A 25,435-nucleotide genomic window follows, 5' to 3' on the forward strand; every position below is an offset into this window, starting at 1 on the left:
TTATCTCACGGCCCTCTGCCGGCCGCGCCCCGTGTGGGCGGCGGGCGCGACAGCTGCGCAGGCTGGCCAGGGCGCCTAGCGCGGCATCTTGCCGTCCGTCAGCCCCCGCTCGAACGGCAGGGCCGCGTCGCCGTCCACGACAGCCCCCTGCCGGTCGCGCTCGGCGGACAGCGCCGCCTGGATGGCGCTGTCGCGCAGATAGCTGCCCATGGCGCCGATGTCCGCCCCGGACGGCTGCTGGTACAAGCGCAGGCCCAGTTCCGGCAGGATCGCCAGCAGATGGTCGAAGACGTCGCCCTGGATGCGCTCGTATTCGACCCATGCGGTCACCGCGGTAAAGCAATAGACCTCGACCGGAATGCCCTCGGACGTGGGCTCCATCATGCGCACCATCATCGCCATGTCCTGGCGGATTTCCGGATTCTGCTTCAGGTACGCCAGCGCGTAGGCGCGCAGCGTGCCGATGTTGGTCAGCCGGCGCCGGTTGGCCGGCACGCTGGCCAGTTCGCCCAGCGTCTGGTTGGCCTGGACGATGTCCTGGGTCTTGGTCTGCAGGTAGTCGTGCAGCAGCCGGAACTTCATCAGGCGCTGCGGTTCGTCGTCGGCCAGAAAGCGCACGCTGGCGGCGTCGATGCGGATGGTGCGCTTGATGCGCCGGCCGCCCGATTCGAACATGTGCCGGTAGTTGCGGTAGCTTTCCGAGAACAGCTTGTAGGTCGGCACCGTGGTGACGGTGTTGTCCCAGTTCTGCACTTTGACGGTATGCAGCGCGATGTCTTTGACAAAGCCGTCGGCGTTGCATTGCGGCATCTCGATCCAGTCGCCGATGCGCAGCATGTCGTTGCTGGTGAGCTGCGTGCTGGCCACCAGCGACAGCAGCGTGTCCTTGAAGACCAGCAGCAGCACCGCCGACAGCGCGCCCAGGCCGGAGATCATCCACAGCGGCGAGCGGTCGATCAGGATGGAAAGCACCAGAACGGTGCATACGGCCGCCAGGATGAGCTTGCCGATCTGGATGTAGCCCTTGATGGACCGGGTCTGCGCGCGGGTCGTGGCTGAATAGGTGTCCTGCCAGGCGCTCAGCACGCCCGAGAACGCAATGAACACGCAGATCCAGGCGCCCGCGTGCGCCAGCCGGCCCACGACGGAGATCGCCCGTTCGGCGTGGGGCACCAGGTCGATGCCCACGGACACCACCGCAAACGGCACCGCGTACCAAAGATTCTGATACGCGCGGCGGCGCTGCAGCGCCTTGTCCCAGTCGACGCGGCCGCTGGCCACCAGCAGCCGGTGCGCCAGCAAGAGGACGACGCGCGCGACGACCCACTGCACGAACAGCGCGGTCAGGATGAGCACGCCGATTCCGATCAGCGTCTGCGCCCAGATCTCCCGCGGCATGTGGGTATCAAGTTGGGTGACTAGCTCTTCCCATTCCAGGGGCATGGATCCGTACTCGCTTTTCAGGTCTTGAAACTAACCGGGGATTATCCGACAACTCGCCCCGATCGCGGGTTCCGGCCCCGCATAACGGGCGGCCGCCACACCCGGCGCGGCGCGAGGCCCTATAATCCCCGCCATCATGGCAAAGACTCCCTCCCCCGATCAAAACCAGTTCGCCAACAAGGCGCAGGCCTGGTCCGCCCGGTTCTCCGAGCCGGTTTCCGAACTCGTCAAACGCTACACGGCGTCCGTGGATTTCGACAAGCGCCTGGCGCGCCACGACATCCAGGGCTCGCTCGCGCACGCGGACATGCTGGCCGCCCAGGGCATCATCGGCGCCCAGGATCTGGCCGACATCCAGCGCGGCATGACCCAGATCCTGTCCGAAATCGACGCCGGCTCGTTCCAGTGGCTGCTCGACCTGGAAGACGTCCATCTGAACATCGAAAAGCGCCTGGTGGAACTGGTGGGCGACGCGGGCAAGCGCCTGCACACCGGCCGTTCGCGCAACGACCAGGTCGCCACCGACATCCGCCTGTGGCTGCGTGACGAAATCGACACCCTGCAGATCCTCTTGCGCCAGCTGCGCCACGCCCTGGCGACGGTCGCGCTGGAAAACGCCGGCACCATCATGCCGGGCTTCACGCACCTGCAAGTGGCCCAGCCCGTCACCTTCGGCCATCACCTGCTCGCGTACGCCGAAATGTTCGGCCGCGACGCCGAGCGCCTGGCCGACTGCCGCCGCCGCGTGAACCGCCTGCCGCTGGGCGCCGCCGCCCTGGCCGGCACGTCGTTCCCGATCGACCGCGAACGCGTCGCCAAAACCCTGGGCTTTGAAGGCGTGTGCCGCAATTCGCTGGACGCCGTCTCCGACCGCGACTTCGCCATCGAATTCTGCGCCGCCGGCGCGCTGATCATGACGCACGTCTCGCGCCTGTCCGAAGAGCTGGTGCTCTGGATGAGCCCGCGCGTGGGCTTCATCGATCTCGCCGACCGCTTCTGCACCGGCAGCTCGATCATGCCGCAGAAAAAGAACCCCGACGTGCCCGAACTGGCCCGCGGCAAGACCGGCCGCGTCAACGGCAACCTGGTCGCGCTGCTGACCCTGATGAAGGGTCAGCCCCTGGCCTACAACAAGGACAACCAGGAAGACAAGGAAGGCCTGTTCGACACGGCCGACACGCTGCGCGACACGCTCACGATCTTCGCGGACATGGCCGGCGGCATCAAGGTCAAGGCCGACAACATGCGCGCCGCGGCGCTGCAAGGCTTTGCCACCGCCACCGATCTGGCCGACTACCTGGTCAAGCGCGGCGTGCCCTTCCGTGACGCCCACGAAGTCGTGGCCCACGCCGTGCGCGATTGCGAACAGCGCGGCTGCGATCTGGCCGACCTGTCCACGGCCGAACTCACGGCCTACCACCCCAGCATCACCGAAGACGTGCATCAGGTGCTGACGCTGGAAGGCTCGGTCGCCGCGCGCAAGCACGTGGGCGGCACCGCCCCCGAGCGCGTGGCCGAAGAGGCTCAACGCGTGTTGGCGGAAACGGCAGAAGGCTGATTGCCAATCCGGCTGACGGCTCGACTGCAAGGCCCCCTTTCCGGGGGCCTTGTTGTTTCTAGCCCGCCAACCAGCCGTCCAATTGCCGCGCCAGCGCATCGAACACGCCCGCCACCCGCTTCACGCGCCGCAGATCGCCGTGCATGGCAATCCAGACGTCGACGTCAAAACCGATTTCCTGCGCCAGCACCGGCACCAGCCCCAGGGGCTTCGCAAGCTGGCGCGGACATACGCCGACGCCCAGGCCGGCCTTCAGGGCTGCGAACTGTGCGACGTGGTGGTCGCACGCCACGGCAAACGGCTGGTCGGCGTCGATCACGCCCTGCTCGGCCAGCACGCGGCGGTCGGCCAGGCGGCGGTCGGGGCCGATCATCGGCGTGTGCCGCAAGTCGCCGCGGGTATGCGGGAGCCCATACGCCTGGATGCAGTCCGCCGTAGCGTACAGCCCGACGCGCAACGCGCCGGCGCGGCGCGCCACCACATTGGCTTCGCTGGGACGCTGCAGCCGGACCGCGATATCCGCTTCCTGCCGGGGCAAGGCCTCCAACCGGTCCTGCACGCTCAGTTCCAGCCGCACGCCCGGCAGCGTCCGGCGGATTTCCAGCAGCATTGGCGGCAGCACCTCGACGCCCAGCAACTCGCTGCTGGTGATGCGCACGACGCCCTCGGCCGCATCCGCCCCCTCGCCCGCCCGCCGGGTGAACGCCCGTGCCGCCGCGTCCATGGCCTCGACGTGCTCGCCCAGTTCGCGCGCCGCGTCCGTGGGCTGCAGCCCCGCAGGGGTCCGCAGAAAGAGGCTCACGCCTACACTGGCTTCCAGCTTTTCGATGCGGCGGCGGGCGGTGGCCTGCGCAATGCCCAGCATCCGGGCCGCGCCCGACAGGCTGCCGGTACGCAAGACGGCTAGAAAGACACGCTGGCTTTCCCAATCTAGAGAATCAATGCTCATACAAAATCTGCTAACGGATGGTTCATTCTGGCGGTTCCCGGCGGCCGGCATCCCGGGCATCCTGTTTCACCCGTTTGAAGGAACCCATTCATGACCCTGACCGGCCAATGCCGCTGCGGCGCCGTCCGCTACTCCATCGACCTCGCGGGCAAGCCGCTCGTCTATGCCTGCCATTGCCAGAACTGCCAGCGCTGGAGTGGCAGCGCCTTCGGGCTGCACCTGCTGCTGCCGGAAACGGCGATGAGCATAACCGGTACGCTCGACGAATACCGCCATGAGCACGAGGGAAAGCAGTCTTGCCAATTTCTGTGCGCGCAGTGCCGCACGCGCATCTACAACACGACCGAAGCCGCCCCCGGCATGCGCGTGTTGCGCGCCGGCACGCTGGACGAGGCGGCCGGGCTGACGCCGGCCGCGCATATCTGGACCCGGCGCAAACACGCCTGGCTGGACTTGCCGGCTGATGTGCCGAGCTGGCCTGAAAGCCCGTCTCCGGAGGAGTTTGCGCGGGCGGTGATGGGAGGGTGATGGGCCAAAGGTCCGATATGATGGCGCCTTCGCCGTTCTGTCCCCCAGACCATGTCCCTCGCGCGCGCGCCGCTCAAGCCCTTTGCTCCGCTACGCATGTCCCTGGCCGTATTGGCCGCTTCCACGCTGCTGGCTAGCGTCGGTGTGCCGCCCGCCCAAGCCCAAACCGCCCGCAAACCCTCCCCCTACGAAAACGGCCGTCCCCTGCGCCCCGACGAGGTTGAGGCGCGCAAGGCGGAGGACGCGCGGTGGGGCGGCCCGCGGTTTCTGGAGAGGATCCAGACCCGGGCCGAATTCGATCAACTGGCGCGGGTCTACAACGCCGGCACGCCGCTGGAAATTCCGCACGTGCTATTCGTGATCGACCGCCAGCGCGCGGACCGCATCTATTACCTGCACACGCCCCGCTATGGGCTGCACGAGACCTTTGCGCGCGAGCGTCGTCTGTTGTCGGGCGACAAAGCCAAGCTGATCGCGCAGTACAAGGATCCGAACCGGCGCCTGCTGTTCGGCACGTTGAGCTGGCAAAACGGTCTGCCGGGCTACACCTATGAATTCTGGGAAGGCGATCTGCTGACGCCGGAACTGCTGACCCTGACCGCGCAGCGGCTGGCGGCCACGTTTTACGAGCCGCTTCGATTCAAGAGCAACTCCACGCTGCAGGAGCAGACCGCGCAGCGGGCCGGGCTGGACGTTGTCACGCAAGAGGCGCTGCTGCGCGAGCAGACCTTCCTGCCGCTGAACACCGGGCGCGCACAAGGCAGGCTGCGCATCGTCCAATCCGTGGACGAGACGCCTGACCTGTCGCCCACGGACATCTTGGTGCTGGACGAGGTGCCCGTCGCGCTGACGCCTGTGGCCGGTCTGGTCACGCAGCGGCCGTCCACCCTGCTCTCGCATGTGAACCTGCTGGCCAAGGGCTGGCGCATTCCCAATGCCTACGTGCGCGACGCCGTGGCCGTCCTGCGCGAGCATGACGGCCAGTGGGTCGAGCTGACCGTGGAAAACAACGGCTATCGGGTTCAGCGCATGGCGCAGCCCGCCGCGGCCGCCTCGCCGACGGCGGCGGCAACGCCAACCACCGCCACGCCGCTGCCCAAGCCCGACCTGTCGGTGCGCGCCATCAAGCCGCTGTCCGGCATGACCACGCGCGACAGCCGCCACTGCGGCGTCAAGGCCGCAAACCTGGGCGCGTTGAAATCCTTGCTGCCGCCCGCCGCCAGCGTGCCCGACGGCTTTTGCATTCCGTTTGCCCAGTACGCGGCGTTCATGGACAAGCTGGGCGTGCCTGCCCGCGTGGCGGCGCTGGAACAGCGAACCGACTTCGCGTCCGACGCCAATGTGCGGCGCACGGAACTGGCCAAGCTGCGTCAGGACATCATCGACGCGACGCCCGACGCCGCCCTCTTGGCCGCCTGGCTCGTCCGCTGGGAAAAACAGCTGGGCGGACGCGGCGTCTTCGTACGCAGTTCATCCAATTCTGAAGACCTGCCGGGCTTCAGCGGCGCGGGCCTGTACACCACCGTGCCCAACGTCACGCAGGCCGACGCGCTGGCCCGGGCCGTGCAGACGGTCTGGGCGTCGGTCTACAACTTCGAGGCCTATGAAGCGCGCCGCGCCGCGGGCTTCAATCAGGACGCGGTGGTCATGGCGGTGCTGGTGCAGTTGGCCGCCGCGTCGGACAGCTCGGGCGTCATGATCACGCGCGATCCCTTCGACGCCTCGCGCCGCCACGTCACCTACCTGTCCGCCAAGCGCGGGCTGGGCATCAAGGTGGTGGAAGGCAAGCGCCAGGCCGAGCAGGTCATGTATTCCAGCTGGTCCAAGGCCGTGCAGGTGCTGAGCCGATCGGCTGAGGACACGCAGCTCGTCGCCGCCGCGGGCGGCGGCGTGCGCGAAGTGCCCATCGAGGGCGCCCGGCAGGTGCTGAATGACGCGCTGGTCGCGCGCCTGGCCACCGTAGGCCGGCAGGTGAAGACGCGGCTGGGAAATGGGGATCAGGACATCGAATGGGCCGTGCAAGGCGACGAGATCCTGATCCTGCAGGCGCGGCCGTATATCGACGGCGGGCGCTGAACGCAGGGGCGCGGGGCAGACACGGCGCGGACATTGCATCCACGCCGTGTCCTGTCTTCAGATATGCAACGCGTGCCCCAGCGCCTTGAGCGCGGCCTCCTGCACGGCCTCGCCCAGCGTGGGATGCGCGTGGATCGTGCCTGCCACATCCTCCAGCGTCGCGCCCATTTCCAGCGACTGCCCAAACGCCGTCGACAGCTCGGACACCGCACGCCCCACCGCCTGCCACCCAACAATCAGGTGGTTGTCGCGCCGGGCCACCACACGCACAAACCCGTCGGTGGATTCCAGCGTCATGGCGCGGCCGTTGGCGGCGAAGGGGAAGGATGCCGTCACGCAGTCCAGCCCGGCGCTTTCGGCCTCTTGCGGCGACAGGCCCGCGACCACGACCTCGGGATCGGTGAAGCACACGGCGGGGATGGACGCCGGCTGGAAGTGGCGGCGCTTGCCCGCCACCAGCTCGGCCACCATCTCGCCCTGCGCCATTGCGCGATGCGCCAGCATGGGCTCACCCGCGATGTCGCCGATGGCCCAGACATCGCGCATCGACGTGCGGCACTGGTCGTCGATGCGCAGCGCGTTGCCCTTGCGGTCCAGTTGCAGGCTTTCCAGCCCCCAGCCTTGCGTGCGCGGGCGGCGTCCCACCGAGATCAGCACGCGATCGGCGGGTAGAAGCGTTTCAGCGCCACTGGCGTCCTGCACGCGCACCGCGTCACCCTTGCCGTTCAGCCCCAGCACCTTGCGTCCGAGATGCAGCGCGATGCCCATCTTGCCGAGCGCGGCCGCCACCGGCTTGGTGAGGTCGGCGTCGTAGGTCGGCAGGATGCGGTCCTGCGCCTCGACCACGGCGACCTCGGCGCCGAGCTTGCGGTACACAGTGCCCAGTTCCAGGCCGATGTAACCACCGCCCACCACCACGAGCTGCTTCGGGATGCTGGTGGGCGACAGGGCCTCGGTGGACGACACCACCGTGCCGCCGAAAGGCAGCGACGGCAGCGGCGTGGGCTCGGAACCCGCCGCCAGCAGCAGGTGCTCGCACTGGATGCGGATGCGGCCGGCGTCAGGCGTCTCGACGTCGGCGGTCTTGCCGTCCAGCAGCGTGGCCCAGCCGTGCACGACTTCCACGCCGTTCTTCTTGAGCAGCGCGCCCACGCCGCCCGTCAGCTTGCCGACGATGCCGTCCTTCCAGGCCACGGTCTTGGCGATGTCGATGCGCGGCGCGTCGACCGCGATGCCCAGCGCCGAATCGCCGGCGTAGTGACGCGCCTTGTCGAATTCCTCGGCCGCGTGAATCAGGGCCTTGGACGGGATGCAGCCGATGTTCAGGCAGGTGCCGCCCAACTGCGCGCCCTCGACCAGGATGGTCGGCACGCCCAGTTGCCCGGCGCGGATGGCGGCCACGTAGCCGCCGGGGCCGCCGCCGATCACCAGCAATGTCGTTGTCTTTGTGATCTGGCTCATGCTTACTCCACGAAAAGCAGCGCGGGTTGTTCCAGCAGCGCGCGCACAGCCTGGATGAAGCGCGCCGCGTCCATGCCGTCCACCACGCGGTGGTCGAAGGACGAAGACAGGTTCATCAGCTTGCGCGCCACCACGGCGCCGTTGCGGAAGGCTGGGCGTTCGACGATGCGGTTCACGCCCACGATGCCGACCTCGGGGTGGTTGATCACCGGCGTGGTGACGATGCCGCCCAAGGGACCGAGGCTGGTGATGGTGATGGTCGAGCCGGACAGCTCGTCGCGCCCGGCCGAGCCGCTGCGCACCGCCTGCGCCAGCCGCGTGATCTCGGCCGCCATGGACCAGATGTCGCGCGCCTCGGCATGGCGCATCACGGGCACCATCAGGCCGCCGTCGCTTTGCGTGGCAATGCCGATGTGCACCGCGCCGTAGCGCGTCACCACCCCGGCCTCGTCGTCGTAGCGCGCGTTGATCTGCGGAAAATCGCGCAGCGCCACCACCATCGCGCGGGCCAGGAGCGGCAGCAGCGTCAGCTTGCCACGCGACTCGCCCCACTTGGCGTTCAACTGCACGCGCAGGTCTTCGAGCTCGGTCACGTCGATTTCCTCGACGTAGCTGAAGTGCGGGATGCGGCGCTTGGATTCGGCCATCTTCTGCGCGATCTTCCTGCGCAGCCCGATGACGGGCACGGCGTCTTCGTCGTTGCGTTCGGCGTAGGCCGAGCCGGCGCGTGCGCTGCTGGCCGAGCCCTGCCCCTGCAGCCAGGCGTCCAGGTCTTCGTGCAGGATGCGACCGGCGGGGCCACTGCCTTGCACGTAGCGCAGTTCGACGCCCAGGTCCCACGCGCGCTTGCGCACGGCGGGCGAAGCCAACGGCTTTTCGCCGGGCTGGCGGACTGCGGCGGGCGCGCCGCCTGATTGGCGCCCGGCCGGCGACCTGGCCGACGCCGGCGCGGAGCCGGATGCGGATGCCGATGTCGATGACTTGGCCGGCGTGGCAGTCGCGGGCGTCACTACGCCGGGCGTCACTACGCCACTTTCCACCAGACTCGGACCTCCCGCACGCTGCGCCCCATCGGCAGCAATCCCGCCAGCCGCAGGCACAGCCGCCTTCGCCGCCGGCGCCGCCGGCGCAGCGCCCGCCTTCACATTCCCTTCGCCTTCGACTTCGAGCCGGATCAGCTCACCGCCCACGGCCATCACCTGGCCAACATCACCGCCCAGCGAAATCACCTTGCCAACCACCGGCGAGGGAATCTCGACCGTGGCCTTGTCCGTCATGACGTCAGCCAGCGGCTGGTCCTCGGCGACGGTATCGCCCACCTTGACGTGCCAGCCCACCAGCTCGACCTCTGCGATGCCTTCGCCGATATCGGGCATCTTGATGATATGAATCCCCATGTCATGCCTCCATCGCGCGTTTGAACGCTTCGCCGACCCGGCGCGGGCCGGGGAAGTACGCCCATTCCTGCGCGTGCGGATAGGGAGTGTCCCAACCGGTCACGCGCTCGACGGGCGCCTCCAGATGATGGAAGCAGTGTTCCTGCACCAACGAAATCAGTTCCGCGCCAAAGCCGCAGGTGCGCGTGGCCTCGTGCACCACCACGCAGCGCCCGGTCTTCTTGACCGAGTTGACGATGGCATCCAGATCCAGCGGCCAGAGGCTGCGCAGGTCGATGATTTCGGCGTCGATGCCGGTTTCCTCGGCCGCGGTCAGCGACACGTGCACGGTGGTGCCGTAGGTCAGCACCGTCAGCTCCGAACCCGGACGCACGATGGCGGCCGATTCCAGCGGCACGGTGTAGTAGCCGGTGGGCACGACACTACCGGGACGGCCGGTCCACGGCGTGACGGGTCGGTCATGGTGGCCGTCGAACGGGCCGTTGTAGAGGCGCTTGGGTTCCAGGAAGATCACCGGATCGTCGTTCTCGATGGCGGCGATCAAGAGCCCTTTCGCGTCATACGGATTGGACGGCATCACCGTGCGCAGGCCGCAGACCTGCGTGAACATGGCCTCGGGGCTCTGGCTGTGCGTCTGTCCGCCGTAGATGCCGCCGCCGCAGGGCATGCGGATGGTCATGGGGGCAATGAACTCGCCCACCGAGCGGTAGCGCAGGCGCGCCGCCTCGGACACGATCTGGTCCGAGGCCGGATAGAAGTAGTCGGCGAACTGGATTTCGCACACGGGCCGCAGGCCGTAGGCGCCCATGCCCACCGCCACGCCGACGATGCCGCCTTCGGAAATGGGGGTATCGAACACGCGCGAGCTGCCGAACTTGGCCTGCAGGCCTTCGGTGCAGCGGAACACGCCGCCGAAGTAGCCCACGTCCTGCCCGAACACCACGACATTGTTGTCGCGCTCAAGCATGACATCCATGGCCGAGCGCAAAGCCTGGATCATGGTCATCGGCGCCGAGGCCGGACCAGCGTTGTTATCGATTGCCATGGTCAGACTCCGAGCTGCTGACGCTGCCGGCGCAGATGCTCCGGCATGTCCTTGTACACGTCTTCAAAAATGCTGGCGGCGCTGGGGACGTGGCCGTCCACCAGGGTGCCGTAGCTCTCTGCTTCCTTCTGGGCCGCCAGGATCTCGGCGTCGAGTTCGGCGCGGACTGCGTCGTGCTCGGCGTCGGACCAGATGCCCAACAGGATGAGGTGTTTCTTGAAGCGCTCGATCGGGTCGCCCAGGGGGAAGTGGCTCCAGTCGTCGCCGGGACGGTACTTGGTGGGGTCGTCGGAGGTGGAGTGCGGACCGGCGCGGTACGTTACCCATTCGATCAGCGTCGGGCCGAGGTTGCGGCGGGCGCGCTCGGCGGCCCAGATTGACGCGGAATAGACCGCCAGGAAATCGTTGCCGTCCACCCGCAGCGACGCGATGCCGCAGCCCACGCCGCGGCCCGCAAAGGTCGCGCCCTCGCCGCCCGCGATCGCCTGGAAGGTCGAGATGGCCCACTGGTTGTTGACCACGTTCAGGATGACGGGCGCGCGGTAGACGTGCGCGAAGGTCAGCGCGGTGTGGAAGTCGGCTTCGGCGGTGGCGCCGTCGCCAATCCAGGCCGAGGCAATGCGGGTGTCGCCCTTGATGGCCGACGCCATGGCCCAGCCCACCGCCTGGATGAACTGCGTGGCCAGGTTGCCCGAAATCGTGAAAAAGCCGTTTTCGCGGTCGGAATACATGACCGGCAGTTGGCGGCCCTTGAGCGGGTCGCGCTCGTTGGACATGAGCTGGCACATCATCGTCACCAGCGACACGTCGCGCGACAGAAGGATGCTTTGCTGGCGATAGGTGGGAAAGCACATATCCCCCTTTTCCAGCGCCATGGCGTGGGCGGTGCCAATGGCCTCCTCGCCCAGGCTTTGCATATAGAAAGAAATCTTCTTCTTGCGCTGCGCGGTCAGCATGCGCCCGTCGAAGATGCGCGTCTTGAGCATCGCCCGCATGCCGGCGCGCAGCATGTCGTGGCTGATCTCCGGCGCCCAGGGCCCGACGGCGCGGCCGTGCTCGTCGATGACGCGGACCAGGCTATAGGCCAGTGGACCGGTGTCGACCGCGGCAACATCAATGGGGGGTTTGGGCACCTCGCCAGGCGGCGAAAGATGCAGATAGGAGAAGTCTGTCTTGCAACCCGGTCGCCCTGTCGGCTCGGGGACGTGCAACTTCAGCGGCCCATATTGGCTCATGTATTGTCTCCACGCTTGATCGTGTCATGCGTTTTCTTCCTACCAAGGCGTTGCCAGAGGCGTGTGACCTCGGACGCTGCCGTCGACGGCTTGCGCCCGGGGATACTTGGGCAAAGCCGTTGACGAGATTAGCACAGGGGACAGGGCCGATGAGCGGGCCGCGCGGCCTCTGAGGGCCGCATTGGACTACGGGTTTTCCTGCGTTGCGGCAGGCCCGGTTGCCCGTTCTACCAGCGGTAGCTGAGCGTTGCGTACAAGGTGCGCGGATCGCCGTAACGGCAGCCGGTGCTGCCGGCGCAAGCCAGGTAGCCGCGGTTGAACAGGTTGCGCGCGTTCAGCGCCAGCGACAGGCCGGACATCGACGGATCCAGCGCGCCAAAGTCATACGCGGCCATCGCGTCCACCAGGAACTGCCCCGGCACATTGGCGGGATAGCCCGGCAGATTGGTCGAACTGGCATAGCGCACCCCTGCCCCCACGGTCAGGCCGCTCACGCCAACCGCTGTCAGGTTGTAGTCGGCCCACACCGACGCGCTGTGCAGCGGCACCAACGCGATGCGCTGGTCCACCAGGGCCGGCGTGTTGCTGCGCGTGGTGCGCGCGTCGGTGTACGCATAGCTCGCGGTCAGGTTCAGCGCGCCCAGGCGAGCTTTGGCTTCCAGTTCCAGGCCGCGCGAACGCGCCTTGCCCGTCTGCACCGAATACGTGGCATCGGCCGGATCGCTGGTCAGCGCATTGGTCTGCGTCAGGTCGTAGATGGCGGCGCTGTACAGCATGTTGCCGCCTGGCGGCTCGTAGCGCAGCCCCAGTTCGTACTGGGTGCCCTTGGTGGGCTTGAACGCATTGCCCGCGCGGTCCACGCCCACCGTGGGCGCGAACGACTGGCTGGCGCTGAGGTAAGGCGCCAGGCCGTTGTCGGCCAGATAAAGCAGGCCGATGCGGCCGGTCGTGGCCGTGTCGCGCAACCGCGTGGTGACGCCGTTGGTGTAGCTTTTCTGGTCGGTATCGGCCCAGTCCTGGCGCCCTCCCAGCACGACCACCGACTTGTCCTGGATCTTGATCTGATCCTGCACATAAAGGCCCAGCGCGCTGGAGCGCGTGTTGATGCCGTAGTCAGCCGCGGTGTTCAGCACCGGCACGGCGCCGTAGACCGGGTTGTAGATATCGGCCAGCGGGGCCACGGTGCCGGAATGGCGGTGGGAATCGTAGCCGCTGCGGTAGTAGTCCAGGCCAGCCAGCACGGTGTGCTGCAGGGGGCCGCCATCCAGTTTCATTTCCAGCGAAGTGTCGGTGGCGACGCCGTATGAATGCTCGTTGCGGCTGACGACGCCGCGGCGCAGCGTACGGCCATTGGCCTGCAGGGCGCCGAACGACAGGTAATCCCAGGTGCCGTCCGCCGTGAAATAGCGCGCGCTCTGGCGCAGCTTCACGCGGTCGTTGAATGCGTGTTCGAACGCGTAGCCCACGGTGTAGGTGTCCGTGTCGTAGCGGTCGAAATCAGGCTCCCCGATGAACAAATCGCGCGGGATCTGGCCGTTCAGCGTGTTGGCGGCAGGCATTGGCGCGGCGAATTTGGTGCGGATGCGCTGGTATGTCGCCAGCAGGGTCAGGGACGTCGCGGCCGACGGCCGCCACGTCAATGCCGGCGCCAGATAGGTCCGGTCGTCCGGCACATGATCCACCCAGTTGTCGGCGTTGCGCGCCAGGCCGGTCAACCGGTAGGTCCACGTGCCGTCTTCGGTCAGCGCGCCGGCGAAGTCGCCCGACACCTGCCGGCGGTTATAGCTGCCCGCCTCCAGGTTCAGCTCTCGCAGCGTGTCGGCGGTGGGCCGCTTGCTGACGGTGTTCACCACGCCGCCGGGGCTCAATTGCCCATAGAGGACGGACGACGCGCCGCGCAGCACTTCCACCCGCTCCAGGCCGTACGGTTCCTGCCCGCCGTCGTAGACACTGGATTGCAGCTTCAGGCCATCGCGCAGTTGCCCGGAGTTGCCGGCGGCCACATTGAAGCCGCGCAGCATCAGGTCATCGACCATCCGGCTGAACGCCGGCGACTGCGAGGAAACACCTGGCGTGTACCCCAGCGCGTCGGCCAGCGACGCCGCCTTGACGGCGCGGATCTGGTCGCTGGTGACCACCGACACCGATTGCGGCGTCTCGATAAGCGGCGTGTCCGTCTTCGTGCCCGACATCGCCCGCTGCGCAACGTAGCCGTCGACATGGCCGGTGGGCGATTCCGCCGAGCCGGTCACGCGCACCGGTTCCAGCATCGTCGCGTTGGCCGGCGCGCGGCGCACGCTCAGCGTGCCGTTGGCCGTTACCGCCAGCTCCAGCCCGCTGCCCGCCAGCGACTGGCGCACGGCCTCTTCGGGGGTGTAATTGCCCGCCACCGCCGCAGCCGTGCGTCCCGCGACCAAGGCGGGGTCGACCGACACCGCGCGCCCGCTTTGGCGGGCGATCCGGGTCAACGTGTCGCCCAGCGGCGCAGCCGGCAGGTCGTAGCGCGTCGCCACCGGGGCCGGGGTCTGAGACTGTGTCTGAGCCTGCACCGCCGGTGCGGCCAAAGCGACGATCAGCGCGGCCGTCAGCGGCGCGGCTGGATAGTGGTGAAACATGGGATCTCCTGCAAACAGTTTGGCGTTTCAGGAGGTATGTCCAGCGAGGCCGGCAAAAGCGATCATTTTTTTTCAGCGGCGTCCGCGCGCAGGTCGATGCCCACCAGCCATCCGCCCAGCGAACTGACCTGGATGGGCAGCGTCTGACGCAGCGATTCCAGCGTGCGGTCCGTGTCGTCCAGCGGGAAGGCGCCCAGCACGCGCAGCCGCGCGGCCTCCGGCGTGATCCTGATGACGCCCCGCCGATAGGGACGCAAGGCGTCCACCACCGCGCCAAGGGGCTCGTCATGTACAACCAGCATTCCGCCCTGCCACGCGGCCGCGTCGCTCAGCTGCACATCCGGCTGGCCCAGCCCGCCCGCGCCGAAACGCACGCCCTCGCCCGTATGCAAGGTCAGGCGCTGTCCGCCCGCTCGCACCTCGACGCTGTGTTCGAGCACGCTGGCCACGCTAGTTTCGCCCTGGCGGGCCACGCCGAACACCGTGCCAAGCGCCTGGACCTCACCGTCGGCGCTGACCACCATGAAAGGCCGGCTGGCGTCGGACGCCACGCGCACGAGCACCGCGCCGCTGCGCAAGCGGACCCGGCGCGCCTCGGCAGAGAAATCCAGGTCCACCGCGGACCGTGCATTCAACGTCAATTCGCTGCCGTCGGGCAAGGTGTAGACGCGGCGTTCGGCCGTGCCCGTACGTAGGTCGGCGGTCAGGGTGCGCAACGGCGTCTGGCGGTCTGCAAGCGCCGCCAGCCCGCCGGCGGCGAGCGCCAGCATCAGCATGTTGCGCAATGCGCGGCGCCGAGCCGGCGGCTCCTTCAGCACCGCCCCGGCGGCTCGCCGCTGTCCGCCCTGGCCCAGGGCGTCAAAAGAACCCTTGACCGCAGTGTTCACTGTCTCCCAGGCCGCGGCATGGCGCGGATCGGACTGGCGCCAGCTTTCGAAGCGCACCCGGTCCGCCGCGGCAACGCTGCCGGAGGACAACAGCACCATCCAGTCCACGGCCGATTCCAGTTCGGCCGGCAGTGCGGGCGCCGTCATGGCGCAAGCCGCGAAGCCACGCACAGCGTGATGGCCTGCTTCATGTAGCGCCGCACGGTGATGACGGACACGCCGATGCGCGTGGCGATCTCGGCGTAGCCAAGCTCGTCAATCTGGCTGTAGAGAAAAGCCTGGCGCGCCTTGCGCGGCAGGCGGTGCAGGACGCGGTCGATGTGCATCAAAGCCTCGACGACAAGCGCGCGGCTTTCTTCGCTGGGCGCGCTAGCCTGCGGCATCGCCTGCAGGCTGTCGATGTAGGCGCGTTCCAGGTCGCGGCGACGCCAGAACGTAAAAAGCGCGCGCTGCGCCAGGGTGGTCAGGAACGCCCGCGGTTCGCGAATCGCTTCGGCGTGGCGGCCCGACAGAATTCGCACAAAGGTGTCGTGCGCGAGATCGGCGGCGTCGTGACGGCAGCCCAATCTGCGCCGCAGCCACTCCTGCAGCCAGGAATGATGAGCTTCATACAGCTCGGCAGCGGCGTGCTCCGTGGGCTGCGCGGATGAGGACATAACGAGGCGCCAAGCTAATTAACAATAAGAATTATTGTCATTTATTCCTTGGCGCGCAAGCGCGGCCGACAACCGCGCTGTCCGGCTTAAACGGCGCCGGTCCATTCCGTGACGAATTCACGGTAGTCCGGACGCTTGGCGGGCGGCACCGCGCACGCGGGCGTGCCGACGGCCAAAAAGCCCAGGAAGCGGTAATCCAGCGAGTCCAGACCCAGCGCGTCCTGCACGTCTTCCACGTACGTGCCCAGGCCGGTGCTCCAGAACGCGGCGTAGCCCAGCATGTGGACGGCGTTCAGGATGTTCATCACCGAGCAGCCGGCAGCGAGCAGCTGTTCCTGTTCGGGGATTTTGGTGTTGCCGTGGGCGATCTTCTGGGCCACGGCGATGAACAGCGGCACGCTGGCCATCCATTCGCGAACCGACTTTTCCTTTTCGGGCGTCATGCGCGGATCGCCGGTGCGCTTGACGGCGTCCAGCGCCATGTCCGCCAGCTTGCCGATGGCCTCGCCCTGGATCACGACATAGCGCCACGGACGCAGCGCGCCATGATCGGGGGCCGCCATGGCAGCCTGCAGGATCTGTTCGAGTTCGTCGGGTTTGGGCGCCGGCGCCCGCAGGAACTTGAAGGAGCGGCGCGAGGTCAGGGCGTGGAGCGGCGTGGCGGTCTGGTTTACAGTCATTGATCGATGCGCAAATGGGAAAGAAACAGATTCTCATAGTACGCGATGACGTCTGACCGGTCGCTGATCCCCCGGACCGCAACAAGGGCATCCCGGCGGCGCGCTCAGCCCAGGTGGGTGTGCCGCTCCTGCCGCTCTTCGACCTGCATTTCGCTCAGTCCGTGCAGGATGCCGCAATCATCCGAGTCGGGCCGCGCCGACAGGCAGCGCTGGCGCAGTTCGGTCAATTGGCCCTTTAGCTGCGTCAGTTCGGCGATGCGCTCGTCGACGTGCGAGATGTGCTCGTCAAAGAGCTGGTTGATGGGGCCGCAGCCGGTGCGATGGTTGTCGGCCACGGAGAGGATGGCGCGGATTTCGTCCTGCGTCATGTCCAGCGCGCGGCAGTTGCGGATGAGGCGCAGACGCTCCAGGTGCATCTGGCCATAAGTGCGGTAGTTGTTGAGCCCGCGCTCCGGGGCCGGCAGCAGCCCCTCTTTCTCGTAATACCTGACGGTTTCGACCGTGGTGCCGGCCGCCGTGGCCAATTCGCCGATACGCATCGCTGCCTCCCGGATCAGATCCGATGATTAGGGGTTGACCCTATAGTAACTCCAAGGTGTGGAATTGCGTCATCAGCTTATTTGAAGGGTCAAGCGGATGTCTTTACCTCCGGTCAAACAACGCGAACATCAATCGGGCGGGGATTGCGGTCCCTGCTGCGGCGGCGAGCGCGCGCCCGCGCAGCCCGCACCCATTGCGATGGCGCGCGTCGAGAAAACGGGCGATGACGCCTGCTGCGGGCACGATCATGCGCGGGAACCGGTCAAGAGCCCCGGTCACGCTCACGCTCACGCTCACAAGCATGGTGCCGATGCCTGCTGCGCGACCGCTGCCCCAACCCGGGCTGCCCAGGACGCGGACTGCTGCGGCCACGCGCACGGCGATGCCGTCCTGCAACCCGCCGCCGCCACGACACTCATCGCCGGCCCGGGCCAGTTGCTGGCGCGCCTGCGCATCGGCCAGATGGACTGCCCCACCGAGGAAACACTGATCCGCAAGAAGCTGGACGGGGTGGACGGCGTGCATGCGCTGGACTTCAACCTGATGCAGCGCATTCTGACCGTGGTCCACGCCGAGGGCGCGCTGGACCGCATCGTCGCGGCCATCAAGTCGCTGGACATGACGCCCGACCCCCTGGCCGACGGCGCGGCGGCCGCGCCCGCCCCCGCCGCCAAGGCAGTGAACTGGTGGCTGATCGGCGGCGCGGGCGTGCTGGCCGCGCTGTCCGAGTTCTCGCATTTTTCCGGCGGCCCGCTGCTGCTGACCGCCGCGCTGGCCGTGGCCGCCATCCTGGCCTGCGGCGTCACCACCTACCGCAAGGGCTGGATCGCCGTGCGCAACGGCAACCTGAACATCAACGCGCTGATGAGCATCGCCGTCACCGGCGCCGTGCTGATCGGCCAGTGGCCCGAAGCGGCCATGGTGATGTTCCTGTTCAACGTGGCCGAACTGATCGAAGCCCGCTCGCTGGACCGGGCGCGCAACGCCGTGCGCGGCCTTCTGGACCTGGCGCCCGACACCGCCACGCTGCGCCAGCCGGACGGCAGCTGGGTGGAAGTGCCCGCCGCGTCACTGCAGCCGGGCGGCATCGTGCGCGTGCGGCCGGGCGAGCGGATCGCCGCCGACGGCATCGTGGTGAGCGGCACGTCGGCCGTGGACCAGTCGCCCATCACGGGCGAAAGCCTGCCCGTCGAAAAGGCCCAGGACGATCCCGTCTTCGCGGCCACCGTCAACACCTCCGGCTCCTTTGACTACCGCGTGACCGCCGCGGCCGGCAACACCACGCTGGCGCGCATCATCCACGCGGTGGAACAGGCGCAGGGCGCGCGCGCGCCCACGCAGCGCTTCATCGACCGGTTCTCGCGCATCTACACGCCCGCCGTCGTGGTCATCGCGGCGGCCGTGGCCGTGCTGCCGCCGCTGCTCTGGGGCCAGCCGTGGTTCGACGCCATCTACCGCGCGCTGGCGCTCTTGATCATCGCCTGCCCGTGCGCGCTGGTCATTTCCACGCCTGTCAGCATCGTCAGCGGCCTGACCGCCGCGTCGCGCCGCGGCATCCTCATCAAGGGCGGCGTCTATCTTGAAGAAGGGCGCAACCTGAAATGGCTGGCGCTGGACAAGACCGGCACGCTGACGCACGGCAAGCCGGTGCAGACCGACATGCAGGACTGGGACGCGCCCGAAACCGGTCCCCACCCCGCCGCCCTGATTGCCGCCAGCCTGGCCGCGCGCTCGGACCACCCCGTGTCGCTTGCCGTGGCCAACGCGGCGCGCGAAGCCGGCAGCGCGCTGCTGGAGGTCGACGCTTTCACTGCCCTGCCGGGCCGCGGCGTCAGCGGCCTGGTGGGCGGCCAGACCTACCACCTGGGCAACCGCCGCCTGATGCGCGAACTGGGCGTGTCCAACGCCGCGCTCGACGCCCGCTTTGACGAACTGGAAAGCCAGGGCAAGAGCGTCATCGCGCTGTCCGACGGCAGCCGCGTGCTGGCGCTGGCGGCCGTGGCTGACACGGTCAAGCCCACCAGCGCCCAAGCCATCGCCGACCTGCATGGACTGGGCGTGCGCACCCTCATGCTGACGGGCGACAACACGCCGACCGCGCAGGCCATCGCGCGTCAGGTCGGCATTGACGAGGCGCGCGGCGACCAACTGCCCGAGGACAAGCTGACCGCCATTGAAGGCAAGCTTGCGCCGGACGTGCGGGTCGGCATGGTGGGCGACGGCATCAACGACGCGCCCGCGCTGGCCCGCGCCGACATCGGCTTTGCGATGGGCGCGGCCGGCACCGGCACCGCCATCGAGACCGCCGACGTGGCGCTGATGGACGACGACCTGCGCAAGATCGGCACCTTCCTGCGCCTGTCGCGCGCGACGCATCGCGTGCTGGTTCAGAACATCGCGCTGGCGCTGGGGATCAAGGTGGTGTTCCTGGCCCTGGCCGTGACGGGCCACGCGACGCTGTGGATGGCGGTGTTTGCCGACGTGGGCGCCAGCCTCTTGGTGGTGGCCAACGGCCTGCGGCTGCTGCGCGCCGCGCCGGTCAGCCGCTGAACTGCACGGGCGGCGCCAATCCGGAGCCGCCCCCCGCCGCAGCCCCCGCAGCGAATGCCCGTATGATGGCGAAAAACAGAGCCGCCCCGCGCGCCATCAAGGAGACTCCCGCTTGTCCGCAGGTTCGCATTCGCCCATCCCGGAAACGTTTCCCACCTTTGAATCGTCGGATTTCTCTGGAGAGGGATCCTTCTATTTCGATCTCGTGCGCCTGCAGGATCACGACGACATTCCGCGCGGCTTTCTGCACCGGCACCGCTATTACCACCTGCTGTGGATGACCGAGGCGCAGGGCACGCACCTGCTGGACTTCGAGCAGCACGCGGTGCGCGACCATTCGGTCTTCTTCCTGTCCCCGGGCCAGATCCACGCGTGGACGTCGTCGGTGAAGCCCAGCGGCTACGTCATGAACATCAGCACAGAGTTCTTCGCGCAGATGTTCCCGCGCGCGGACGACATCGCCAAATTTCCGTTCTTTCACCTGGCGGGCGGACCGCCCGTCATCTACCTCACGCGCGAGCAGCACGACGCCATGCTGCCGCTGCTGGCCGAAATTGAACGCGAAACGCGCGACCGGCAGACGGGTCGCTTTGACGTGGTGCGCTCGTACCTGCTGATCCTGCTGACCCAGCTTCGCCGCCTGTATCCGGCCGACGATCGCGAGACCGCCGCCGGTCCCAGCTATTCGCTGGCCAAGCGCTTCACCATGCTGATCGAAGAGCATTACCTGGACTTCTCGGCCATCCGCCAGTACGCCGACGCCCTGTGCGTCAGCGAGCGCCAGCTCAACGACGCAGTCAAGCGCAGCGTGGGGCGCACCGCCAGCCAGCTCGTACAGGAGCGCATTGCGCTGGAGGCCAAGCGGCTCCTGTGCAACACGGACCTGAGCATCGCCGAGATCGGGTTCCAGCTGAACATCGAGGATCCGGCGTATTTCACGCGCTTCTTCAAGAAGCACACGGGCTGCACGCCCGGCGATTTCCGCAAGAAGTATTACCGCCCCATCGAATGACGGCCGCCCCGCAAAAAAGTGCAAAACAAGCTCTGATCTGTCCTAACGCGCCCTGACCCGGGCTGCGTAAAGTTCATCCGGACTCAACCCGCCGCGCTGCGGCCAGATTGAAACTGCGATGAATGACACTTCGACATTGATGACGGGCGGCCAGCATGTGGTGCGGGCCTTGTTGGAACACGGCGTGGACACCGTATTCGGCGTGCCCGGCGAGAGCTACCTGGACGTATTGGACGCGCTGTATGCGCAGCGCGAGCGCATCCGCCTGGTGTCCTGCCGGCACGAAGGCGCGGCGGCATTCATGGCCGAGGCGCACGGCAAGCTGACCGGCCGGCCCGGCATCTGCATGGTGACGCGCGGCCCCGGCGCCACCAATGCCAGCATCGGTGTGCAGACCGCGTTCCAGGATTCCACACCGATGATCGTGCTGGTCGGCCAGGTCGGCAACGACATGGTCGAGCGCGAGGCCTTCCAGGAAATCGACTACCGCCGCATGTTCGGCCAGTTCACGAAGTGGGTGGCGCAGATCGACAGCGCCGCGCGCGTGACCGAATACTTGAACCGCGCCTTTTCCGTTGCCACGTCCGGCCGGCCCGGCCCCGTGGTGCTGGCGCTGCCCGAAGACATGCTGACGGACGTGGCCCCGGCCCTGCCCTGCGGCACGATCCAGGTGCCGCAGGCCTACCCCGCGCCCGACGCCCTGGCCAGCATGCGCACGCTGCTGGCGGGCGCGCAGCGTCCCCTGCTGATCGCTGGCGGCTCCGGCTGGACCGACACGGGGCTGGCAGGCCTGACCCGTTTTGCCGAGATGAACGGCCTGCCGGTTGCGTGCTCGTTCCGCCGCCAGGACCTTTTTGACAACCACCACGCGCAGTACGTCGGCGAAGTCGGCATCGGCGTGAACCCGGAACTGGCCGAGGCCGTGCGCCAGGCCGACGTCATCCTGGCCGTGGGTGCGCGGCTGGGCGAGATGGTGACGGGCGGCTATACCCTGCTGCAATCGCCGGTGCCCAGCCAGACGCTGATCCACGTGCTGACCAGCCCGGAAGAGTTGGGCCGCGTGTATCAGCCCGCGCTGAAGATTCAATCGGGCATGGACGCCTTTGCGGCGTCGGCCGCGGCGTTGGCGCCCGTGGATGCATCGCCGTGGCGCGACTGGATGCAACGCCTGCGCGGCAACTACCTGCGCTACACCGAGCCGCCCGCCGCACGCGGAGACATGGACCCGGCGCGCGTCATTGCCGCGCTGCGCGACCAGCTCGATTCGCGCGCCATCCTGACCAACGGCGCGGGCAACTACAGCGCCTGGGCGCATCGTTACTACCGCTTCAGCCACCCGCGCACGCAATTGGCGCCCACCAGCGGCGCCATGGGTTACGGCGTGCCCGCGGCCATCGCGGCCAAGCTGCGCCACCCCGAACGCCAGGTGATCTGCCTGGCGGGCGACGGCTGCTTCCTGATGACCTCGCAGGAGCTGGCCACCGTCAAGCAGCACAAGCTGGGCATCGTCTTCATCGTGTTCAACAACGGCATGTACGGCACGATCCGCATGCACCAGGAGGTGCATTACCCCGGCCGCACCATCGGCACGGACCTGTGCAACCCCGATTTCGTGGCCTACGCCCAATCGTTTGGCGTGGCGGCCGAACGCGTGGACACCCATGAAGCGTTCGGCCCCGCGCTGGCGCGTGCGCTGGACAGCGGTTCCCCCTATCTGATCGAACTCAGTCTGGACCCCGAGGTGATCACGCCCCGGGCCACTTTGACGAGCCTGCGCGAAAAGGCGCGCACCGCCGGCGCCTGATCAATCAGGCCCGGTGACCCCATAAAAAAATCCAACACTGGAGAGAGACATGACCACAACCCTGACCCCGCGCCGCCTGGCCGCCGCCTTCCTGATGACCGCCGCCTCGCTGGGCGCGGCCGCCTCGGCCACCGCGGCCGATTTCCCCGAACGCCCCTTGCGCATCATCGTGCCGTTCGCGGCAGGCGGCGCCACCGACGTGATCGCGCGCACCGTGGCGCAGTCCATGGCCACCCGGCTCGGCCAACCCGTCGTGGTGGAAAACAAGGCCGGCGCCAACGGCAACATCGGCGCCGTCATGGCCGCGCGCTCCGACGCCGACGGCTACACGCTGCTGATGGCCACGTCCAGCCACGCCATCAACGCCTCGCTCTATCACAAGCTCGACTACAACCTGACGCGCGATTTCGCCGGCCTGTCGAATCTGGCATCGGTACCCCTGGTGCTGGTGGTGAACCCGTCGGTGCCGGCCAAGACGCCGCAGGAACTGGCCGACTACGCCAAGGCCAACGGCAACCGGGTGAACTACGCGTCCGGCGGCACCGGCACGGCCTCGCATCTGGCCGGCGCGCAGTTCAATTCGCTGGCCGGCGCGCAGATGACGCACGTCCCGTACAAGGGCGGCGCGCAGGCGCTCAACGACCTCATGGGCGGGCAGGTCCAGATCATGTTCGCCAATCTGCCCGAGGTGCTGTCGCAGGTGCAGGCGGGCCGCCTCACCCCCATCGCCGTCACCGGCACGCAGCGCCACGCCGCCCTGCCCAACGTGCCGGCGTTTTCCGAGACGGCCTACACGGCCATGAATGCGCGTTCGTGGTTCGGCCTGTTCGTGCCGGCCGCCACGCCCGCCCCCGTGGTGGAAAAACTGTCCAAGGCCATCACCGACGGCATCGCCGACCCGGCCGTGCAGGACAAGCTCAAGGGCCTGGGCGCCGACCCCGTGGGCGACGGCCACGCCGCCTTCCAGAAATACGTCAACACGGAAGTGGAACGCTGGAGCGTGCTGGTCAAGCAGTCCGGCGCCACCGCCGACTGACACCCGTTTTTGCAACCGACATCAAGGATTCATCATGCTTTACGACGTACGTACCTACACCTGCCGCGCCGGCACCATCAAGAAGCACCTGGCGCTGTATGCCGAGCACGGCTACGAGGTGCAGAGCCGCCATCTGGGCAAGCCCCTCGCCTATATGCAGACCGAGACGGGCAACGTCAATTCCTACATGCACATCTGGGTCTATGACAGCGCCGCCGACCGCGAAGCCAAGCGCCAGTCGCTGCAGAAGGATCCGGCCTGGGCGACCTATCTGACGAAAAGCGCCGAGGCCGGCTACCTGATCAGCCAGGAAAACCGCTTGATGACGCCGACCGCTTTCTTCAAGCCCTGAAGTAAAAGTAAAACACCGCAGGCGGGCGCTAGCCCGCCTGGTCTTCCTGCGGCCAGTCCCGCAGCACGGGCGCGTCCGGCGCGCCCGGTCCCACGTCGCGCAGATGGTCGTGCTGCAACAGCGCCATCCGATAGGCATCGCGGTACGCGCCGTTGGAAAAGAATTCTTCCTTGAGCAGGCCTTCGATCTGGAAACCGCAGCGCTCGTAGACGTGCACCGCGGCGGTATTGTCCTTGTCCACCACCAGATACACCTTGTGCAGGTTCAGCACGCGGAACGCGTAGCCCACCGCAATGCGCGTGGCGGCCTTGGCGTAGCCGCGGCCCTGGTAGCTGGGCGCGATGATGATCTGGAATTCGGCGCGGCGGTGGATGTAGTCGATCTCGACAAGCTCGACCAGCCCCGCGGGCTGCCCAGTATCGTGCTCGATGATGAAGCGGCGCTCGTTCTGGTCGTGCAAGTGGCGGTCGTATAGCGCGACGAGTTCGTCATAGGCCTCGTAGGGCTCTTCGAACCAGTACCGCATGATGACGTCGTTATTGTTGATCTTGTGCACGAAGTGCAGGTCGCCGCGTTCGAGCGGGCGTAGTTTGATATCGGACGTGACCGACATAGTTACCTCGAAATGACCGCTGATGTGCGGCCATTCTATGTCAATCCCGGGCACGGCCCGACGCCAACCCCCTGCCGGTTTGCGAGCACGCAAGTATCTCTAGGAAATACCTAGGAATCTTTATAAAATCACTGGTTTCCAGTCCCGGCGCGGACGCCCACCGCCACCTTTCGAGCGATTCCCATGAGCCGTCCCGACCCACTCTTCGTTCAATCCCTGGCCAAAGGCTTCGAACTGCTGGAAGCCTTTGCGCAACGCCCGTCCACCATGAGCATGAACGAGCTCATGGAAATCACGGGCTTCGACCGCAGCACCACGCAGCGCATGACGCACACGCTGGTCACGCTGGGATACCTGGAACGCGGCGCCGGCGGCAAGGGCTACACGCCCGGCAAGAAGATCCTGCAGCGCAGCTTCGACTACATGCGCAGCGTGCCCCTGCTTGAACGCGCCACCCCGCTGATTGCCGAGATGCAGCGCGAGACCAATGAGCGCGTGGAACTGAGCCTGTTCGACGATCTGTACATCATTTTTGCGCTGCGCCGCCAGACCAAACGCCAGACCTTCAGCAGCACGCTGGCCGGCCGCGCCCTGCCCATGGTGCAGACGGCCGGCGGCCGCGCCATCATGTCCCACATGCCCGAAGAGGAAGTCGAGGACATCCTGGCGCGGTCCAAGGACATGCCGCTTGCCACCATTCCGACCACGCCCAAGACCGACAACAACCCGGACCGCATTCGCGGCCTGGTCCAGCAGGCGCGCCAGGACGGCTATGCGACGGCCATCGAGGAAAGCATGCTGGGCGAGCTGAACCTGGCCGCCGCCATCCTGGATCACCGCCACCGTCCGGTGGCGGCCATTCAGATCGCGGGGCTGGTGTCCGAATGGGCCTCCCCGGCGGAATTCGCGCGGCGCTATTCGCCGCTGCTGCTGACTGCGGCGCGGGGGCTGAGCGGCAAGGTCGGGTTGTCCTGACCGCCCGCCCGCCGCCCTGCCCG

At 67.5% G+C, this 25,435-nt stretch carries 21 protein-coding genes; 9 read left to right on the forward strand and 12 right to left on the reverse strand.

All coding sequences use genetic code 11. The annotated features are described in order from the left end of the window. Nucleotides 1-75: 75 nt before the first annotated feature. Nucleotides 76-1,443, reverse strand: a complete 1,368-nt coding sequence (locus AC6LJW_RS09145) for a mechanosensitive ion channel family protein (protein WP_056570043.1) — start codon at nt 1,441-1,443, stop codon at nt 76-78. Nucleotides 1,444-1,579: 136 nt separating this feature from the next. On the opposite strand from AC6LJW_RS09145, the gene argH reads away from it, so the two are divergent. Then, entirely contained in the window at nt 1,580-3,001 is a 1,422-nt protein-coding gene (gene argH / locus AC6LJW_RS09150) for an argininosuccinate lyase (protein WP_056570041.1), read from the forward strand. 58 nt (nt 3,002-3,059) lie between these two features. Here argH and AC6LJW_RS09155 read toward each other — a convergent pair whose 3' ends face one another. Then, a complete protein-coding gene (locus AC6LJW_RS09155) occupies nt 3,060-3,950 on the reverse strand; it encodes a LysR family transcriptional regulator (RefSeq protein ID WP_427988218.1) in 891 nt (296 codons plus the stop codon). Between the two features lie 90 nt (nt 3,951-4,040). Here AC6LJW_RS09155 and AC6LJW_RS09160 point away from each other — a divergent pair, with 90 nt between their 5' ends. Continuing rightward, entirely contained in the window at nt 4,041-4,478 is a 438-nt protein-coding gene (locus AC6LJW_RS09160; protein WP_498087022.1) for a GFA family protein, read from the forward strand. A gap of 51 nt (nt 4,479-4,529) precedes the next feature. Continuing rightward, a complete protein-coding gene (locus tag AC6LJW_RS09165) occupies nt 4,530-6,554 on the forward strand; it encodes a PEP/pyruvate-binding domain-containing protein (RefSeq protein ID WP_498087023.1) in 2,025 nt (674 codons plus the stop codon). Between the two features lie 57 nt (nt 6,555-6,611). Here the strand turns inward: AC6LJW_RS09165 and lpdA are convergent, their stop codons facing one another. The 9 genes from lpdA to cadR form a co-directional block, all read right to left on the reverse strand. After that, nucleotides 6,612-8,015: a dihydrolipoyl dehydrogenase gene (lpdA, locus tag AC6LJW_RS09170; RefSeq protein WP_498087024.1), complete on the reverse strand. Its 1,404-nt coding sequence runs from the start codon at nt 8,013-8,015 to the stop codon at nt 6,612-6,614. A 2-nt stretch (nt 8,016-8,017) separates the two neighbouring features. Continuing rightward, entirely contained in the window at nt 8,018-9,412 is a 1,395-nt protein-coding gene (locus AC6LJW_RS09175) for a dihydrolipoamide acetyltransferase family protein (RefSeq protein WP_498087025.1), read from the reverse strand. 1 nt (nt 9,413) lies between these two features. Then, nucleotides 9,414-10,457, reverse strand: coding sequence for an alpha-ketoacid dehydrogenase subunit beta (locus AC6LJW_RS09180; RefSeq protein ID WP_056570033.1), 1,044 nt, complete (start codon nt 10,455-10,457; stop codon nt 9,414-9,416). A 2-nt stretch (nt 10,458-10,459) separates the two neighbouring features. Continuing rightward, complete coding sequence (locus AC6LJW_RS09185) at nt 10,460-11,692, reverse strand: 3-methyl-2-oxobutanoate dehydrogenase (2-methylpropanoyl-transferring) subunit alpha (protein ID WP_056570032.1); 1,233 nt, start codon at nt 11,690-11,692, stop codon at nt 10,460-10,462. A 227-nt stretch (nt 11,693-11,919) separates the two neighbouring features. Further along, nucleotides 11,920-14,307, reverse strand: a complete 2,388-nt coding sequence (locus tag AC6LJW_RS09190) for a TonB-dependent siderophore receptor (protein WP_498087026.1) — start codon at nt 14,305-14,307, stop codon at nt 11,920-11,922. Between the two features lie 62 nt (nt 14,308-14,369). Then, entirely contained in the window at nt 14,370-15,341 is a 972-nt protein-coding gene (locus AC6LJW_RS09195) for a FecR family protein (protein WP_056570023.1), read from the reverse strand. After that, nucleotides 15,338-15,850 carry a sigma-70 family RNA polymerase sigma factor gene (locus AC6LJW_RS09200; RefSeq protein WP_498087027.1) on the reverse strand — a complete coding sequence of 171 codons (513 nt, stop codon included), beginning with the start codon at nt 15,848-15,850 and terminating at the stop codon, nt 15,338-15,340. Before AC6LJW_RS09200 ends, AC6LJW_RS09195 begins: the two co-directional genes overlap by 4 nt. Nucleotides 15,851-15,936: 86 nt before the next feature. After that, nucleotides 15,937-16,530 carry a nitroreductase family protein gene (locus AC6LJW_RS09205; RefSeq protein ID WP_056570021.1) on the reverse strand — a complete coding sequence of 198 codons (594 nt, stop codon included), beginning with the start codon at nt 16,528-16,530 and terminating at the stop codon, nt 15,937-15,939. A 104-nt stretch (nt 16,531-16,634) separates the two neighbouring features. Next, nucleotides 16,635-17,069, reverse strand: a complete 435-nt coding sequence (gene cadR, locus AC6LJW_RS09210; protein ID WP_498087028.1) for a Cd(II)/Pb(II)-responsive transcriptional regulator — start codon at nt 17,067-17,069, stop codon at nt 16,635-16,637. 199 nt (nt 17,070-17,268) lie between these two features. Here cadR and AC6LJW_RS09215 point away from each other — a divergent pair, with 199 nt between their 5' ends. The 5 genes from AC6LJW_RS09215 (at nt 17,269) to AC6LJW_RS09235 (ending at nt 23,824) form a co-directional block, all read left to right on the forward strand. Next, complete coding sequence (locus tag AC6LJW_RS09215; protein ID WP_498087145.1) at nt 17,269-19,620, forward strand: heavy metal translocating P-type ATPase; 2,352 nt, start codon at nt 17,269-17,271, stop codon at nt 19,618-19,620. A gap of 112 nt (nt 19,621-19,732) precedes the next feature. Next, nucleotides 19,733-20,632, forward strand: coding sequence for a helix-turn-helix domain-containing protein (locus AC6LJW_RS09220; RefSeq protein WP_056570013.1), 900 nt, complete (start codon nt 19,733-19,735; stop codon nt 20,630-20,632). A gap of 118 nt (nt 20,633-20,750) precedes the next feature. Beyond that, on the forward strand, nt 20,751-22,436 hold the full coding sequence (locus tag AC6LJW_RS09225) for a thiamine pyrophosphate-binding protein (RefSeq protein ID WP_498087029.1): 1,686 nt from the start codon (nt 20,751-20,753) through the stop codon (nt 22,434-22,436). A gap of 49 nt (nt 22,437-22,485) precedes the next feature. Then, complete coding sequence (locus AC6LJW_RS09230; protein WP_056570009.1) at nt 22,486-23,472, forward strand: tripartite tricarboxylate transporter substrate binding protein; 987 nt, start codon at nt 22,486-22,488, stop codon at nt 23,470-23,472. A gap of 34 nt (nt 23,473-23,506) precedes the next feature. Further along, a complete protein-coding gene (locus tag AC6LJW_RS09235) occupies nt 23,507-23,824 on the forward strand; it encodes an NIPSNAP family protein (protein WP_056570008.1) in 318 nt (105 codons plus the stop codon). A gap of 28 nt (nt 23,825-23,852) precedes the next feature. Here AC6LJW_RS09235 and speG read toward each other — a convergent pair whose 3' ends face one another. Continuing rightward, entirely contained in the window at nt 23,853-24,437 is a 585-nt protein-coding gene (speG, locus tag AC6LJW_RS09240; protein WP_056570007.1) for a spermidine N1-acetyltransferase, read from the reverse strand. Between the two features lie 183 nt (nt 24,438-24,620). Here speG and AC6LJW_RS09245 point away from each other — a divergent pair, with 183 nt between their 5' ends. Further along, nucleotides 24,621-25,412, forward strand: a complete 792-nt coding sequence (locus AC6LJW_RS09245; protein WP_498087030.1) for an IclR family transcriptional regulator — start codon at nt 24,621-24,623, stop codon at nt 25,410-25,412. The last annotated feature ends 23 nt before the right edge of the window (nt 25,413-25,435 follow it).

The organism is Achromobacter sp. 1012554356 (genome assembly GCF_059760815.1).

Coding starts and splice junctions, on each gene's coding strand:
- AC6LJW_RS09200 (WP_498087027.1), bottom strand. CDS start 15,850: ATGTCCTCATCCGCGCAGCCCACGGAGCACGCCGCTGCCGAGCTGTAT.
- AC6LJW_RS09230 (WP_056570009.1), top strand. CDS start 22,486: ATGACCACAACCCTGACCCCGCGCCGCCTGGCCGCCGCCTTCCTGATG.
- AC6LJW_RS09190 (WP_498087026.1), bottom strand. CDS start 14,307: ATGTTTCACCACTATCCAGCCGCGCCGCTGACGGCCGCGCTGATCGTC.
- AC6LJW_RS09155 (WP_427988218.1), bottom strand. CDS start 3,950: ATGAGCATTGATTCTCTAGATTGGGAAAGCCAGCGTGTCTTTCTAGCC.
- AC6LJW_RS09225 (WP_498087029.1), top strand. CDS start 20,751: ATGAATGACACTTCGACATTGATGACGGGCGGCCAGCATGTGGTGCGG.
- lpdA (WP_498087024.1), bottom strand. CDS start 8,015: ATGAGCCAGATCACAAAGACAACGACATTGCTGGTGATCGGCGGCGGC.
- AC6LJW_RS09185 (WP_056570032.1), bottom strand. CDS start 11,692: ATGAGCCAATATGGGCCGCTGAAGTTGCACGTCCCCGAGCCGACAGGG.
- cadR (WP_498087028.1), bottom strand. CDS start 17,069: ATGCGTATCGGCGAATTGGCCACGGCGGCCGGCACCACGGTCGAAACC.
- AC6LJW_RS09165 (WP_498087023.1), top strand. CDS start 4,530: ATGTCCCTCGCGCGCGCGCCGCTCAAGCCCTTTGCTCCGCTACGCATG.
- speG (WP_056570007.1), bottom strand. CDS start 24,437: ATGTCGGTCACGTCCGATATCAAACTACGCCCGCTCGAACGCGGCGAC.
- AC6LJW_RS09180 (WP_056570033.1), bottom strand. CDS start 10,457: ATGGCAATCGATAACAACGCTGGTCCGGCCTCGGCGCCGATGACCATG.
- AC6LJW_RS09175 (WP_498087025.1), bottom strand. CDS start 9,412: ATGGGGATTCATATCATCAAGATGCCCGATATCGGCGAAGGCATCGCA.
- argH (WP_056570041.1), top strand. CDS start 1,580: ATGGCAAAGACTCCCTCCCCCGATCAAAACCAGTTCGCCAACAAGGCG.
- AC6LJW_RS09235 (WP_056570008.1), top strand. CDS start 23,507: ATGCTTTACGACGTACGTACCTACACCTGCCGCGCCGGCACCATCAAG.
- AC6LJW_RS09245 (WP_498087030.1), top strand. CDS start 24,621: ATGAGCCGTCCCGACCCACTCTTCGTTCAATCCCTGGCCAAAGGCTTC.
- AC6LJW_RS09160 (WP_498087022.1), top strand. CDS start 4,041: ATGACCCTGACCGGCCAATGCCGCTGCGGCGCCGTCCGCTACTCCATC.
- AC6LJW_RS09145 (WP_056570043.1), bottom strand. CDS start 1,443: ATGCCCCTGGAATGGGAAGAGCTAGTCACCCAACTTGATACCCACATG.
- AC6LJW_RS09195 (WP_056570023.1), bottom strand. CDS start 15,341: ATGACGGCGCCCGCACTGCCGGCCGAACTGGAATCGGCCGTGGACTGG.
- AC6LJW_RS09205 (WP_056570021.1), bottom strand. CDS start 16,530: ATGACTGTAAACCAGACCGCCACGCCGCTCCACGCCCTGACCTCGCGC.
- AC6LJW_RS09215 (WP_498087145.1), top strand. CDS start 17,269: ATGGCGCGCGTCGAGAAAACGGGCGATGACGCCTGCTGCGGGCACGAT.